Here is a 13,742-nt window from a genome sequence, read left to right as displayed (position 1 = left end):
CCTGGATGGGCACGACGGCCCGGTTCACCACTTGGCGCGTCCGAACCCAGGGCCACCCGCGCCACCGGTAGCCCCGCCACCTCCGCCGGAACCCAGGGTCCCAGCCGTTCCATTCGCTCCGGTAAGCGCCCCTGCCCCGCCCGGAGCCATCGCAGAAGCGCCTCCACCTCCGCCGGAATTGGTCTTGACCGCCGTCGCGGTGGGGCCAGCCCCGCCCGCCTGGAGCCCGCAGGCCCCGCCGTTCCCGGCTTTGGCCACGCCGCTGTAGACGCCGCTGTCGCCGCCGGTCCCACCGGTCACCACCCAGCCGTATTCGGGTTGCTGGACGCAGTTGGGAGAGTCCGTGCCGTTTACGCCAGAGCTGGACCCTGCCCCGTTCGCGCCGCACGTCGCGGTGATCGTCGCGAAACCAGAGTCCGTGGTGAACCCGCTCGTGCTGTCGAACGAGAGCCACGAGAACGTGCTGTTGGACCCCACCGCGCCCACCGTGATCCGGTAGGTGTTGTGGGGCTTCACGGTGATGGTCTTGCGGATGTACTGGCCCCCGTTCCCGCCAGCCCCGTAGGAGCTGCCACCGTTGCCGCCAGCCGCCTGGAGGGTCAGTTCGACGCTCGTGATGCCCTCGGGGATCGGCACGTCGAGGGTGCCCGTCCCGCTCTGGGTGTAGGTGTTGCCCCGGATCCGGTTCGCCACCACCGCCGCTTTCATGCCGGCGATCGAGACGTTGCCCCCGAAATCCGCGATGACGCTATCCGTGGTCCCGTCCAGGTAGGTGACCGTGAACGCAGACCCGCTCAGCTTGAACCCACTGGGAGGGACGCTGGAGGTCCCCGCCGTGTAGCCTGTGGATCGGATGACCTGCCCGATGAGGGCGATGTCCGCCGCGAGGGCCTGGGCGCCTACGGCTCCAGCCGAGATGATGCCGGCGGTGATGCGCCCGATGACGGCGTTGGGATTGCCCTGGTCAACCCAGGTCGAGCCGTTCCACTGGTACAGCCTGCCCAGGAGCCCGTCCGGAGCGGTCGCGTCCGTGGCATACCAGAAGGGCGTGGTGCCTGCCGGCACGCTGTAGGCGATCATCTGGGCGTAGGTCCCCACCTTGGGCGCCATTGCAGAGGCCACAGCAGCCTGGAGGGTGGCGGAGTTGGACCCCACGTTGCCGAGGGTGAGGATCAGGGAGCCGTTGAGGTAGCCCACCCCAGCGGCTGTGATGTCGAAGACTCTCCGGTATCCGCTGAGGTCGGAGGTGTACTGGTCGATGCCCCAGCCATTGAAGGTAGACGAGTTCGGACCGACGGTCGCGATCCGCCCTCCTCCTGCGGCATCAAACCAGCAGGCGTTGGCCCCAGCAGTGACAACGGCTCCGGCGGCACAGAATCCAGGGCTTGAAACGATTCCCCCGAAGGAACCGCCCCCATTGGCAGTGACCGCCCCGTTGTTGTTAACCCCGAACCGAAAGGATCCGCCGGAATTGACGGAGAACAGGGTCCCGGTAACCGTGGCATCGGCATTGACCCACAGGACATACGGGCTCGGGGAGGTGAGGGAGAGCGATACGCCGTTGATGGCCCCCGTGAAATTGGAGGCCCCAGCCCACCCTCCGCTCGGAGCCGCCTGCGCCGCCCCGCCGCTGATGCTCCCCCACGTCGCCGTAGCCCCGCTGGCCGTGGCCGTGGTGTTCACTTTGGCGGTGATGGCGGTCATGAGCGCCGTGCGGGCCGAGACGATGTTCTGCCACCAGCCCTGGAGGCTGGTCATGATTCCGGTCTTGGCCCAGGTCGTGCCATCGGGCCAGAGGGTGGCCCAGTTGCTCGGGGCCCCGGCGGAGATGAGCCCGGACGAGAGCGCGGCGACCGCGGCATCGTAGGCCGTGGCCGAAACGCCCAGGGTGGAGGCCTGTGAGTCTAGCTGGGTCTGGGTCTGGAGCTCCGCTTTCCAGTCCTGGACCAGCGTGATCTTGTCGAGGTTCACGAGGTAGTTGACGCTGTTGATCTGGTCCACGCCGCCCTGGGCGATTTCGGCGGGGCTGCCTCCGGCGTTGCTGATCGTGTGCCCTGCCCCGACCACCCAGTCGGAAACGCCGTCCTGATACTGGGCGGCGACCCGGACGTCGTAGACCCCGACCAGGAGGTCCTGCGCGGAGGCCCCGCAGCCTGCGACGGTCATGTCGATCCAGGCCCCGGTGTCCTTGCGGTACTGGGCGATGTAGCCGTTGGGCGTTCCGGTCGGAGCGGTCCAGGAGGCCGACAGGGAGTAGGCCAGACGGTCGGATTGGGTCTGTGTGGTGTGGGTCAGGACGAGGCCGGACGGAGCCCCCAGGTTGGAGGTTGCGACAGGCGCGGCGACCAGGGAATCCGTGATGTCCGCAAGGGCGTACTTGGCCTGATAGTTGGCAAGGGCCGTGATTTCGATGGTCTGGTCCTGCACCTCCCGGACGGAGATGACGCGCCAGCGCGAGGCGGGCTGAGCGGTGGAGGACAGGAGCCACTGGGCCTTGGCGCTCGGGATCGTGGCGAATGTCCCGCTGATCGTGAGGGCGGAGACGGTCCCAGCCGCCGTGGTGACGGTCTTGGAGACCAGGGAGCCATCGGGTAGCTGCACCCAGAGCGTGTAGGTCTGGCCGCTCTGGAGGGTGACCTGCCCGTCCAGGGTGACGGTGCTGGACGTCGCGGAGTCGATGCGCCCGCCCATGCGGAACCTCAACCGGGCAGGGTCCTGGATCAGAATGATCTTTCCGGGTTTGACGTAGGTCCCCTCAATGCCCGTGGAGAACGTCACGGCCTCGGTCTCGTTGAGTTCGCTGAGTAGGGTGTAGCGCCCCGACCTTCTGGCCTGGCCCTTGGAGGTGCAGCCCACGGCGGTGTAGCTCGTGACCTGGACCCCATACCGGGAGATGTAGCTGGAATCGGCCTGGACCTGCTCCGGAACGGCTTTCCAGAGCTGCGCGGGGTCGTTCCAGGTGACCTGGGCGACGGTGTGCCGCGCCTTCCGGGCGGTGCCGCTGTAGGAGAATTTCCCGCCCACCACGTTCGAGGGCGTGAACAGGTGGACCGGCGTATCGTCCACATCCTGGACGGGCATGACCTTGCCCTTGCCGTAGTAGAGCTGGGCACGAGCGCACGAGATGATGTGCGCGAGCATGTGGAATGCTTCTTCCTGGGACTGGATGTAGCCGTTGAAGGCGAACCGCGGCTCGGTCCCTCCGAACCCATCGGAGACCATGCCGTCGCAGTACATCGCCAGCGTGTACAGGCCCCACTTGTCCACCCCGCTCTGGGACAGGTAGGTCCCCGCGCCGTAGACCTTGCTCGTGGCCATGTCCATGAAAATCCAGGCGGGATTCGAGGTCCACGCCTCCTTGAACGTGCCGTCCCAGGACCCTCCGGAGGTGCCGGTGCCCGTCGTGGCGTAGACCGCAGGGGTCCAGACCCCGGTGTCCGGATTGCGCGTGGCCGGCGTGTAGTTCGCGGGAACCAAGACCTTCCGGCCATAGGACCGGACGCTCACCTTGGGCATGCTGGAGAAGCGCTTGGCGTCCACTGTGATCGCCAGGAGCGCGGTCCCTGGGTAGCGGAGCTGCTGTTCCGTGATGGCGCTGTAGCTCTGGAGGTAGGTCCGGTTTTCCCGGTAGGTCGTGTTGTTGTCGGCGGTGACGCGCGAGACGCGCACGCTCCAGGGGCCGGAGCCGAACTGGGTCAGGTTGAGCCGGATCGAGCGCACGACAGCGCCCGTGGTCGGGCCCCCGGTGATTTTGAGCACGTCCGCCCCGATCTTGGCAGAGGCGTCCACGTACGATGCCCCGTTGTTGCTCACCTCCACCTTGAGGTTGACGGTATCCCCGCTCATGGAGCCGTCGTAGGAGGACTGCTGGTAGAGCGCGGGGAGACTGATGTTGAGCCGGACAGCGGTAGCCGCAACATTGGGAATATACACAGGCTGGGGTGTGGAGTTGAGGATCTGCGCCCCAGAAACGGTGACGGATTCCGTGTCCGAGAACCCGTTGATCGGGGTCTGGGTCAGCGTCCCCTTCGTCATCGAGACGTTGATGCCGGAGAAGTTAAAGGTTCCGTCGCTGTTCTGGATCGGGACGTCGTTGAGGTAGATGTCCCGGAGCCCGGAGGGTCCGATGTGGCGATTCGAGCCGCTGCCCTCGGTCACGAGGGTGGCCCCGGAGCACGTCAGGACGGTGGCCGATACCGAGGTGATGGTGAAGAACCCGTTGTTTGCCGCGTTGGAGAAGCCCCAACTCTGGAAGCTCTGGCCCACCGCGAAGCCGTCCGTAAGGAACGATCCGGCGTCCCGCGTGAACGTCTTGGCGGTCCCGTCCACGGCGACGTTGGGCGTGCCGGTCATGAGCCCGCATTGGCCATGGACGGGCCCCAGGATGGCCCCGCAGGACAGCGCGAACAGGAGTTTGGCCTGCTGCACCGTCTGGATGCCGAGGGATGTTGGCCGTTTGGGGTCGGTATCTCCGCCGCCGTCCACCCAGTTGATGTTCCGCGTCATGATCCCCCCTACTTGGCCGTCAGGCTCGCGCCCCAGGGCGTGGTGTCACCGTCTCCCAGCCAGGTGCCGTTGCCGTCGTAGCTTCCGTTGAACACCGTGGCGCTGTATGCCTCGGTGTCGATGGCCTCGGACACGAGAGGGGGCGTGCAGTAGAACTCCCCGCAGAGCACCGGAAGAGAAACCCCTTGGGCGACCGTGTTCTGTCCGGAACTGAATAGGCTGGAATTGCTCCCCTCCGAGCCATAGGTCTTGTTGGGAGAGCCCGTCAGCATCTGGGCGATCCCGCCAATGGCCATCGACAAGCCCATCGCCCCGACGAAGGAGTTGAACGCGGCTGCGCCAGAAGCGGACGCGCCGAAGCTGGAGGCGAGCTGGCCACCGTACCCATAGGCGGCGAGGACGATCATGGCGACACCGGAAACGAACTTCCAGAATCCGTTCTTGCTGCCCTTCACCCGAGGTACGATGCGGATCTCGCCCGTGCCCGTGGGCAGACCCATCTCCGTCTCGGGGTCGATGGGCTGTTGCCGCACGAGAATGGCGTATTCCAGGCCCGAGGTCCGCAGGTAGTCCTCGAACCCCGGGACAGTGGCGATGAGCGCCCTGATGGCCTCGGAGGGCCGGCGGACGGCCAGCATTCGCCGCGCCCCGAACTTCGCCGCCAGGGGGCCGCGCAGGATGACGGGAGTCAGGGGCTCGTTCATCGATCCCTCCGGAGAACATGGGTCGTGGCGCTCATCCAGGGTCCCCACAGCTCGCGGCAGGACATCCGCCCCCAGAGGTGATGGAGGATCCAGCCGGCGCCCAGGTAGATGGCGGCATGGTTGGGCACGACGGGGGACAGGACCCGCATGAGCAGGACGTCACCCGGAAGCGCCTCGGTGGGGTCCAGCCGGCGGAATCCCAGCCCCTCGAACTGCTCCTCGTAGGGGGAATGGCCCGCCCTCCAGAACTCGGGCTCACGCGGGAAATCAGGTAGGTCCCCGAGGTAGTCCCGCACGATGGAGTAGCAGTCGCTCCAGCCGTAGTCGAAGACCCGCCCGACCAAGGGGATGGGCTCCGGGTCGATCCGCTGGAGCCCATCGTCCCCGAGGATGAACCAGGGGATCCCCAGGGCCTTGCAGCCCTTCAGGTCCGCCTCGGTCTCGCGGCGAGACCTCCCGGGGTGAGAATGGCAGACGGCCCGGATGGTGCCGCGGTCCTCGGCGGCGTCCCAGTCCTCGGCGTGGATTTCGAAATCATCCATGTCGGGCGCGACGTTGCGGCATGGGATGTATTCCTCGCCCACGATGAGCCCGCAGGCCTCGCGCTGGCCCTCGGAATGGGCATGCGCCTTGAACGCCTCGAACGTGGAGAGCAGCATCAGGACTCCATCACCTGGATAGCTCCGGGGAACCCCCCGAACGGGAGGGGACCGGTGGGGAAATGGGCGCGGCAGCCGCCTCCTTCCGCAGGGATCTCATGGCTGCATGTCGCCAGCGCACCCGTGTAGGGGCAGAGGCCGGACCCGTCTGTGTTCTTGTAGACCGCCGTGCAGGTCGTGAGGATCTGCCGCGAGGGGAGCATGAGCCCCTGGGCGTCGGATGCGGCCACGAGGTCGAAAACGATGCTCTCCAGGGTCTCGGCCTTCTTCTGCTCCACGACCCAGACCTCATCATCGAACCCGCCGGTCGGGTCCGGGGTTGCCCCGGGGATCCCGTTCGCGGCGTCGAGGTACTTGATCAGGCACCGCTTCCGGGTCACGACAGCCCCGACGAGATCCTGGAAACTGTCCACGATGCCGGAGATGAACCCGTCCAGGTTGGCGACCGTCAGCGTGGGGTGGGGTAGCGCCCCGTTGGTGCTGGCCTCCCAACCGTCACCCTCGATCGGGATGGGCTGGTAGGTGTTGCCCTGCCACACCACCGAGGCCCCCAGCGGGTTGAGCGCGGAGGTCAGGTAGTAGACCGAGCCCCCCAGGAGCGAGGCGTCAACGACGTATCCCTCCCAGATCGCGCCGGGGTTGAGGGTCTGGACGTCAGCACGCGCCGTCATGCCACCACCTTCTTGAACTTGGCCGTGATCGTGTGCGTCGTGATCCCGTTGGTGTAGGGCGTCTCATCCCACTCCGTGCACTTGTAGAGGCCGGCGGAGCCCCGGGGCGGCGTCCAGGTGAACCGCTCGCCGTAGGCCAGGCCGCCCAGGAACGCCTTGATGGCGTCGAACTCGGCGGTGGAGCGGTTGGTGAACGCGACAGACCACTCGGGAAGGTCGATGTTGAGCCCATCCCCGGTGTCCTGCACGTAGCCGTCGCCAAAACTGACGCTGAAACCCCGGGGCCTGTGCGGAGCCTGCGGGCCCTGGTCGGGGGTCCACGTAAACGTGCCAGCCATCACCTACCTCCCTGGTTGAGCAGGCCGCGCGGGCGCATTTCCTCCTGGATGGTCGCGATCACGGCGGACTTGATGAGCCGCCCCAGGTCGGGTCCGGTCCCAGAGGTCTGCGTCTGCGCGTTGGCGTTGCCGTTTGAGTCGATGTTCACGATCACGGTGCTGTTGATGGTCTGCCCGCCCAAGGCGCTGTTGGGGGTGATGGTGCCGGACCGGCCAGGGCTGAACAGCTCCGGGCCCTGCTCGCCAACCAGGTAGTACTTCCCGGCTTCGGTCGCACCGCCACCGGCCAGAGCGCCGCCCCACCCGACGCCCAGATCGTTCGAGAAGGGGACGGAATGGTCGTAGGACATCCCGCCGCCACCGAAAATCCAATTGGATAACCCACCGGCAATGAACCCAAACAAACTCTTGAACCCTTGCTGGGCATAGAGGCGGGCTAGGTCGGCGCCCATGGACTTCACCATGTCCTTGAACCGGAGCGAAGCATTGTCCATGCCCGCTGCCCAGTTCCCAAGCGAGGTCGCGGCGCTGTCGAAGCTGTTGGCAAGCCCCTCAAGGGCGGGTCCCGTGATCGGGTTTAGGTCCGCCATCTTGCGGTTGTAGGCATCCACACTGAGCCCTCCGGCTCCAAGCAAGAGGTTAAGGTGCTCGATGTCCTTGGCCCGGCGGGCTTCAGGAGTGAGGTACTGATCCGAGACCCGCATCCCTTCTTCCATGAGCGCCTTGTCGCGCCGCTCCTGCTCCTTCGCGGCGGCCTCACGCGCGGCCTTCAGGTCCTTTTCCAGTTGGATCTGATCCTTGAGCGCCTTGTTCGCATCCCACTGGATCATCAGGGACTGGATCTGCTCCTCCGAATACCGCTCCCCATTACTGAATGTCTGGCTCCGGATGCTGTTGAAATACTGGGCCCGCTCGCCCATGGTGAGCAGAACCCACTGGTCGTAGATGGTCTTGTTCTCGGAGGCCAGCGCCTCGCGCATCTCCTTGGCCGCATCCGCAGCCTTCCTGTCGGCATCCGCCTTGTCTTGCATGGATTTCTGATATTTCTTCAGGGCCTCCGAGGCGTCGATGTATTTCTCGGCATAGAGCCTCGCGCTGGCCATGTCTTCCGCGCTGCCGCCATCGGGGAGGGCCTTCTTGACGAGGGCCTGGATGGAGTTCTCGCGGGTGGCAGGGCCTTCCTTGCCCCCGTCCGACCTCAGAGCCGCAAGCTGTTTCTCGACGCGGAGGGCATCTTCCCGGAGGGACAGCCAGCCCTTCTGGCGCTGGTTATGCTCCTCCATCCGCTTCGATTGCGCCTCGACGTCAGCCATGGAGCCATGGACGATGGTGTCGTAGAGCAGGAACGCCCCGGTGAGGGCCGTCACGCCAGCGATGATGGCGGTGATGGGGTTGGACAGGAACGCCAGCGTTCCGCCCCACGCAGCGCTCGCCGTGGACGCCAGGGTCGCGGAGGCGGTGAAATTCTGGACCGCTGAGACCACCCCAACCAGGTTGGACAGGAGCGGACCTGCGATGTTGCTGAGCATCGCCAGGCCCCTGGGCCCCCACGCGTAGGCCGATGCGATGGCGACGGCGATGAGGGCTTTTTCGAGCAATTCGAGGTTGTTGACGATGAACGACAGGGTGCCGCCGATGGCGCCGATGCCGCTCCCCGCGAGCGCTCCCAGGGTGTCGGCCAGCTTGCCGAGGCTCCCGTCCTGGCTCGCCCTGGAGATGGCCGCGGAGAGGCGCTGGATGCCCGTTGTGGACGAAGATACAAGCCCCGTCAGGGCTGGACCAAAGACCTCCCCTGCCTTGACCTTCAGGTCTTCGAGGTAGCGTTCCATGGACTTGAGCTGTTTCCCAGCCGTGGTCATGGAGGCCTCGTAGATCCCCTGGTAGGCCGCAGCTTGTTTCAGAACGACGTTGACCCGGGCCTGGGTCTTCTCCTGGTCTGTGAGGTCCTTCACGTTCTTGCCGAGGCTCTGGGCCAACTTCTTGTAGCTGTCCTCGAACTGGACGTTGAGGCCGATGGTCCGCAGGACTTCCGTTTCCCCGCTCTTGATGCCCTGCACCACGCGGGCCATGGCTTCGGAGCTGTTGATCCCGCCCACGACGGCGAGGTCCTGGGCGGCTCGCGCGAGCTGGGCGGCCTTGCCGAGATCGATGTGGGCCGTGGCCAGGGAGGTGAGGGCGTTCCGAGATTCCAGCATGGAGATGCCGGTCTTCTGGAGGGTCGATTCGAGGGCTTGCATCTGGACGGCGCTGTAGCCGGCGTTGAGGCCGGCCACCCTCATGACCACGCCCATCGTTTCGAACCGAGCCGCCAGGAGGGCGGTTTCCTTCGTGACCTCGATCACCTTGAGGGCGGCGAACCCGGCGCCGAGGGTGGCGATGGCCTTGGACGCGAACTCACCAGCCGTGCTCAGGCTGTCCAGTTCACGGGACGCGCGCGGAACGTCGCTGCTGTCCACCTTGATCGAGAGGGTCGCAAGATCCGTCATTTGTTCTCCTGCGAGGGCTTGAAGACCGAGAGCCAGAGGCGGTCAAGAGATCGGATCAGCCGGACTTCCCATGGGCGGATGGTTGTTCCGGTGAGCTGCGACCACGCCTGGATGTCGCCCCACTGGATGGGCAGGGCCCCGAATCCAGTCCCCCCCCGGGCTTCGGAGAGGTCCTGGAACCAGGAGAGGACGTGGACGGCGCTGACCGGGGGGTCGGGAATCTCAAGCTCGGGCGGGCGCTTCCCAGTGGCTTTCTCGACGTGCTGGAGCTTCTGGAGCAGAGAAACGCCGTCCTTGTCGGTGCGGGCCAGGCGGAACAGGGGCTCCGCATGGGCCAGCACATCGGCTTCTACTTCCCGAAAAAACTGTCGTTATCCCCCAGGGCGCGGGAAATCTGGTCCGCGATGAACGCCAAGTTCTTGCTGCCCAGGATCTTGATGGCGTTCTCCTGGTTGCATTCGAGGGGCTTGCCTTCCCACTCCAGGCCCTTCCAGGAGAGGATCCGGGCCGCCAGGGCTTCATTGCCGATCGCGGTCAGCTCGTCGGCATCCAGGCGCTTCCGCCGGCCCTTGGCCAGACGGTCCTGGAAATCGCGCTGGGCCTGGAGGGTGCGCGGGTGGGAGGGGCCGGCCAGCTCGAACGAGAGGTCGCCGTCCAGTTCTGGGTGGATGATGTCCACCCAGAGCGAGTCCTTGACCTTGAAGAGAGAGAGGTCCATGCGTGCTCCTATCAGGGGATGCGGGTGATCATGCAGGCCGTGTTGGTCCCGGAATCGGGGGCGTAGGACTCGTAGTCCACGGAGACGAGGCCCATCCCTTCCCTGGGATCGCCCTTCCAGTTCTTCAACTTGCACTTCGTCAGGTCGACCTGGTAGGACTTGGCCGTCCCGGAGCCGAGAATGAACTGGAGCGCCGCGTCGTTGTCGGCCCGCATGTCGGTGTAGAGCCCGTAGGCGTTCTGGTCGAAGTAGAGCTCCAGGCTCCCGGTGACCTTGGCGGCCCGGGGGGAGATGTCGTAGAGGGCGCTGGAGCCGCAGACCTTCCCGCTGTCGGAATTCCGGGCGACCTTCATGCTCCAGGAGGTCAGGCTGATCGAGTTTCCGCCCTTCTTGGCCCCGCCTTCCCAGGTCGTGAGGAGCGGGTTGGTGTTGACCGCGGTGAGGGCGGAGAACAGGCTGGCGCGGGCTTCGTCCAGGGCGGCCTTGGCCAGCAGGTCGATGCCGTATTCCACGGCGGAGTCCACCGCGCCCTTGAGTTCGAACCCGTCCACCACACAGCCCGTGTAGCCGAAGTAGAGGCCGTTGTTGCGGTGGCCCTTCTCGAACGTGAACGAGGGCCGGGTGTTGGTCACGCAGGAGCGCCCCGTCGCAGTCCCCTCATCGACCAGACCGGCGGCGTTGGAGCAGGTCATGACGGTGGCGGTCAGGGTTGTGATCTGGACGGTGATGTTGTTGGCGGAGTTGGTGAACCCCGACCAGGTGACGTAGTCGCCCACCGCGAAACCGTCCGTGAGGAAGGACCCCGCGAGGCGCGTGAAAGTCTTGCCGGAGGCGGCGACGGCAACGCTGGCCGCGCTCATGACCGACGTGCCCTTGATCTTGATGACGTTGGAGGACCAGCCGAAATTGCCGAGCGCGGCGGCGAGGAAATCATCGAGGGTGCCGTAGGAGACTTTCCCCCCGAAACTGCCCTTGCCCCGGATGGCCCCGCCCCTCCCGGCGGCGGTCTGGCCATCCGTGCGGTACTCGGGGTTGTCGATGTAGTCCCGGTCGGGCCCGAGGCTCAGGTCCGTCCAGCGGATGAGCTGGCCGGTGGGGGTGGAGGGCGTCACGCCGAACTGGCCCTCCTGGATGTAAGCGAGCTGCGTGCTGTTGGCATTCTCGACAGCCATGGGTCACCTCAGAGGCAGAGAAACGGGATGGAAACGGGGGTGTGGAGCCGGTCGGGCTGCGACATGGGCGTCCCGATCGTGGGGCGCCCGCACTGGACATCTCCCAGACGGGCCAGCCGGAAATGCTGGGCCAGGGCCTCGCAGTCCTTGAGGGCCTGCGCGATGCCTGAATCCGGGGGGCTCATCCTGGAGACCTGGTAGATCCCCTGGACGTGATCGTTTTCGGAACCCTGCTCAGGGTTGATGCCCACGAGCAGGAGAGAGACCTTCCAGTAGGCGGTGACCTTCGCGGGGTCGAACACCCGGTTGGGCCAGGCGATGGTGGACGGGTCATCGACAAAGGCGGCGAGGTGCTGGTCCAGGGCGGCGCGTGCGGTCTCGCTCATGCCTCACCCCGGTAGATAGTCATGCGCGAGGACTGGGATCCGGCCTTGACCGCCCCGTCCACGACCTGCTGCCAACGGGCCACGGTGATCCGGGCCATGCCTCCGGGCGCCTGATTCGAGGACCCGTATTCCAGGACCATGATGTAAGGCACGTTGTTGGTGATGTAGAAGACCCCGCCGGCCTTGAGGGTGGAGATGAACGTGGCCGCCCTCTGGAGAGACGGCGCCCCGCTCTTGACCTTGTCGATGCCCGTGGAGGGGTTGCGCTGGTAGTCGATGAACCAGTTGGACCGGGCGAGGCCGGTATCGACCGGAGTGAGCTTGACCAGATCGCTCGTGAGGTCGAAGGCGACCTTGCGGACAACCTGGTCCATGCGGATCCCGGTGCCCTTGGCAAAATCGCGGAGGGATGCACCAAAGCCGGTCATCGGCGCACCAGCAGGGAATACTCCGTGGGCGTCCCCCCGGGGGCGTAGCTGGGGCGGACATCCACGATGGCCCTGGACGCACCGTCAGCGTAGGAGAACCGGTCACCGGCCTCGGGCCGGAACGCCAGCTTGTAGGCAGGAATGCTGATCTGGACATCGCCTCCAAGGACCAAGTCCTCCCCGAATTTCGACCCGAGGGTCTTGAGGCTGGTCGAATCCTCGCGGTACAGGGGCGCTGCCGTGAGCGTGGTCACGCTAACGGGCTCCCCCTGGCCGGGGTCGATCTCCCCTTTGACCTTCCGGGTGATGGCCCCCTTCGGGGCTCCGGTGAGGACGTAGGCCTTGTGGACCTGGGAGACGAGGAGCGGGTCCAGGTTCATCCGCGCACCAGCTTGACGGAGATCCCGTCCGTGGTGAGCCAGAACCTGACCTTGTCCAGCGCGGAGGGCGGGATGGGCCGGCGGCGGAGGTTCGTGATCGTCGTGGTGCCGCTCTTGAGGTCATCGGGGACGAGGGCGCCCGCGTCAGCCTCCCGGTCCTCGGAGAGGAGCCGGAAGGCGTATTCGATGCAGGCCTCCTTCACGCAGGTGGGGATCTCGTCGGCGGCGACGTAGTAGCCGTCCTCGTCGCAGAGCAGGATGGACGGGGGGTTGTCCAGGTTGTAGCGAGGGACGCCATCCACCCGGGGCCAGCACATCGCCTGCGCCTTGGTGACTCTGATGCCCTTCCAGGCCCACTGGCCCATGAGCCTGGACGCCTGACGCAGCGCGGCTTCCTTGGTGGCCTCCGTGGCTGCGGTCCAGTCATCCTTGAAAATCACGGACCCCATGTAGGCCTCGGCCTCCGCGAGGGAGGCGAGGCTGTTGGCGGTGGGATCGCCGGGGGTCGTGATCAGGGTCATGATCAGGCCACCAACTGGGAGGAGGCCTTGTAGGCGGCGGCTCTCTTCCGGAACTCGGTCTCGTAGGTGTGGTCCTGGGCGAGACGTTCGAGCATGAGCAGGACGCAGGTGCCCACGAACTCGTTGACGCTGAGGGTGCCGTACTGCTTCCGGTGATCCCCGGCGGTGAGGGTGTAGTTTCCGCGGGCCGTGGTCACGGCGGTCAGGGCGGTGGAAGAAATCTCGACGTTGACGGCCATGGCTTACGCCTCCTTCTTGGCGATGGCTTCCTTGACGGCGGCGAGGATGCGGACCTGCCCCGCCTGGGGGACGAGCCCGCCGATGTCCAGGTCGTTCTTGGCGGCGTAGTCGATCAGCTCGCTGGCCTTCATGGAGTCGAGGTCCACGGGCTTCCCGGCCAGGGCGGCCTCAAGCTCCGCGATCCGGGCGTCCTTGGCGGCCAGGGCCTCCTCCAGGGACTTGATGAGGGCGGAGGCCTCCTCCAGGGCGGCCTTGACCTCGGGGGTCTCGACGGTGACCTGGATGGTCAGGCCCTCGGGCTCGGGCGGAGCCTCCAGGACGCGAACCTCGGCCTGGAGGGCTTCGAAGGCAGCCTTGATGTCGGCGGCGAAGATTGCCTCCGCGCCGACAACGACGAGGTCCGCCTTCTCGACCTCGTTGACCTTGAAGAAGGCGGGATTCCGGAAGACGGGCCGGAGGCCCTGGGCCTCCAGCTCCGCCTTGACGGCCTGGAACCTCGCGTCCTCGGGGGACCCGAAGATCAGGGGCCGCAT

The 13,742-nt window shown here is 66.1% G+C and carries 15 protein-coding genes; all 15 read right to left on the bottom strand.

The window, feature by feature from the left end; genetic code table 11:
- Nucleotides 1-24: 24 nt before the first annotated feature.
- The 15 genes from gpJ to R2J75_RS06445 are packed head-to-tail and all read right to left on the bottom strand — an operon-like array spanning nt 25 to nt 13,742.
- Nucleotides 25-4,506: a TipJ family phage tail tip protein gene (gpJ, locus tag R2J75_RS06515; protein ID WP_316411344.1), complete on the bottom strand. Its 4,482-nt coding sequence runs from the start codon at nt 4,504-4,506 to the stop codon at nt 25-27.
- Nucleotides 4,507-4,514: 8 nt separating this feature from the next.
- Nucleotides 4,515-5,210 carry a tail assembly protein gene (locus tag R2J75_RS06510; RefSeq protein ID WP_316411343.1) on the bottom strand — a complete coding sequence of 232 codons (696 nt, stop codon included), beginning with the start codon at nt 5,208-5,210 and terminating at the stop codon, nt 4,515-4,517.
- Entirely contained in the window at nt 5,207-5,869 is a 663-nt protein-coding gene (locus R2J75_RS06505) for a C40 family peptidase (RefSeq protein WP_316411342.1), read from the bottom strand. Before R2J75_RS06505 ends, R2J75_RS06510 begins: the two co-directional genes overlap by 4 nt.
- The gene (locus R2J75_RS06500) at nt 5,869-6,540 is read right to left on the bottom strand and encodes a phage minor tail protein L (protein ID WP_316411341.1); all 672 of its coding nucleotides are present in this window, start codon (nt 6,538-6,540) and stop codon (nt 5,869-5,871) included. The genes R2J75_RS06505 and R2J75_RS06500 overlap by 1 nt, the downstream gene beginning before the upstream one ends.
- On the bottom strand, nt 6,537-6,878 hold the full coding sequence (locus R2J75_RS06495) for a phage tail protein (protein WP_316411340.1): 342 nt from the start codon (nt 6,876-6,878) through the stop codon (nt 6,537-6,539). Before R2J75_RS06495 ends, R2J75_RS06500 begins: the two co-directional genes overlap by 4 nt.
- Nucleotides 6,878-9,364, bottom strand: a complete 2,487-nt coding sequence (locus R2J75_RS06490; RefSeq protein WP_316411339.1) for a phage tail tape measure protein — start codon at nt 9,362-9,364, stop codon at nt 6,878-6,880. Before R2J75_RS06490 ends, R2J75_RS06495 begins: the two co-directional genes overlap by 1 nt.
- A complete protein-coding gene (locus R2J75_RS06485; RefSeq protein WP_316411338.1) occupies nt 9,361-9,705 on the bottom strand; it encodes a phage tail assembly chaperone in 345 nt (114 codons plus the stop codon). The genes R2J75_RS06490 and R2J75_RS06485 overlap by 4 nt, the downstream gene beginning before the upstream one ends.
- Nucleotides 9,706-9,713: 8 nt before the next feature.
- Entirely contained in the window at nt 9,714-10,082 is a 369-nt protein-coding gene (locus R2J75_RS06480; protein WP_316411337.1) for a hypothetical protein, read from the bottom strand.
- A gap of 11 nt (nt 10,083-10,093) precedes the next feature.
- Nucleotides 10,094-11,254, bottom strand: a complete 1,161-nt coding sequence (locus R2J75_RS06475; RefSeq protein ID WP_316411336.1) for a phage tail tube protein — start codon at nt 11,252-11,254, stop codon at nt 10,094-10,096.
- An 8-nt stretch (nt 11,255-11,262) separates the two neighbouring features.
- Nucleotides 11,263-11,640: a phage tail terminator-like protein gene (locus R2J75_RS06470; RefSeq protein ID WP_316411335.1), complete on the bottom strand. Its 378-nt coding sequence runs from the start codon at nt 11,638-11,640 to the stop codon at nt 11,263-11,265.
- The gene (locus R2J75_RS06465; RefSeq protein ID WP_316411334.1) at nt 11,637-12,014 is read right to left on the bottom strand and encodes a hypothetical protein; all 378 of its coding nucleotides are present in this window, start codon (nt 12,012-12,014) and stop codon (nt 11,637-11,639) included. Before R2J75_RS06465 ends, R2J75_RS06470 begins: the two co-directional genes overlap by 4 nt.
- A gap of 50 nt (nt 12,015-12,064) precedes the next feature.
- Nucleotides 12,065-12,448, bottom strand: coding sequence for a hypothetical protein (locus tag R2J75_RS06460; protein ID WP_316411333.1), 384 nt, complete (start codon nt 12,446-12,448; stop codon nt 12,065-12,067).
- Nucleotides 12,445-12,969: a DnaT-like ssDNA-binding protein gene (locus R2J75_RS06455; RefSeq protein ID WP_316411332.1), complete on the bottom strand. Its 525-nt coding sequence runs from the start codon at nt 12,967-12,969 to the stop codon at nt 12,445-12,447. The genes R2J75_RS06460 and R2J75_RS06455 overlap by 4 nt, the downstream gene beginning before the upstream one ends.
- A 2-nt stretch (nt 12,970-12,971) precedes the next feature.
- Nucleotides 12,972-13,208, bottom strand: coding sequence for a hypothetical protein (locus R2J75_RS06450; protein ID WP_316411331.1), 237 nt, complete (start codon nt 13,206-13,208; stop codon nt 12,972-12,974).
- Nucleotides 13,209-13,211: 3 nt separating this feature from the next.
- Nucleotides 13,212-13,742, bottom strand: a complete 531-nt coding sequence (locus tag R2J75_RS06445; protein WP_316411330.1) for a hypothetical protein — start codon at nt 13,740-13,742, stop codon at nt 13,212-13,214.

The sequence above is a fragment of the Mesoterricola sediminis genome (assembly GCF_030295425.1).
GTDB lineage: Bacteria > Acidobacteriota > Holophagae > Holophagales > Holophagaceae > Mesoterricola > Mesoterricola sediminis.
The sequence above is the reverse complement of the archived record's forward strand: the minus strand, read 5'-3'. Positions and strand labels throughout refer to the sequence as shown.

Bases quoted from the DNA above. Each gene is read 5' to 3' on its own strand.
- R2J75_RS06470 (WP_316411335.1), bottom strand. From the start codon at position 11,640: ATGAGCGAGACCGCACGCGCCGCCCTGGACCAGCACCTCGCCGCCTTT.
- gpJ (WP_316411344.1), bottom strand. From the start codon at position 4,506: ATGACGCGGAACATCAACTGGGTGGACGGCGGCGGAGATACCGACCCC.
- R2J75_RS06445 (WP_316411330.1), bottom strand. From the start codon at position 13,742: ATGCGGCCCCTGATCTTCGGGTCCCCCGAGGACGCGAGGTTCCAGGCC.
- R2J75_RS06475 (WP_316411336.1), bottom strand. From the start codon at position 11,254: ATGGCTGTCGAGAATGCCAACAGCACGCAGCTCGCTTACATCCAGGAG.
- R2J75_RS06505 (WP_316411342.1), bottom strand. From the start codon at position 5,869: ATGCTGCTCTCCACGTTCGAGGCGTTCAAGGCGCATGCCCATTCCGAG.
- R2J75_RS06500 (WP_316411341.1), bottom strand. From the start codon at position 6,540: ATGACGGCGCGTGCTGACGTCCAGACCCTCAACCCCGGCGCGATCTGG.
- R2J75_RS06460 (WP_316411333.1), bottom strand. From the start codon at position 12,448: ATGAACCTGGACCCGCTCCTCGTCTCCCAGGTCCACAAGGCCTACGTC.
- R2J75_RS06510 (WP_316411343.1), bottom strand. From the start codon at position 5,210: ATGAACGAGCCCCTGACTCCCGTCATCCTGCGCGGCCCCCTGGCGGCG.
- R2J75_RS06490 (WP_316411339.1), bottom strand. From the start codon at position 9,364: ATGACGGATCTTGCGACCCTCTCGATCAAGGTGGACAGCAGCGACGTT.
- R2J75_RS06450 (WP_316411331.1), bottom strand. From the start codon at position 13,208: ATGGCCGTCAACGTCGAGATTTCTTCCACCGCCCTGACCGCCGTGACC.
- R2J75_RS06455 (WP_316411332.1), bottom strand. From the start codon at position 12,969: ATGACCCTGATCACGACCCCCGGCGATCCCACCGCCAACAGCCTCGCC.
- R2J75_RS06495 (WP_316411340.1), bottom strand. From the start codon at position 6,878: ATGGCTGGCACGTTTACGTGGACCCCCGACCAGGGCCCGCAGGCTCCG.
- R2J75_RS06465 (WP_316411334.1), bottom strand. From the start codon at position 12,014: ATGGACCAGGTTGTCCGCAAGGTCGCCTTCGACCTCACGAGCGATCTG.
- R2J75_RS06480 (WP_316411337.1), bottom strand. From the start codon at position 10,082: ATGGACCTCTCTCTCTTCAAGGTCAAGGACTCGCTCTGGGTGGACATC.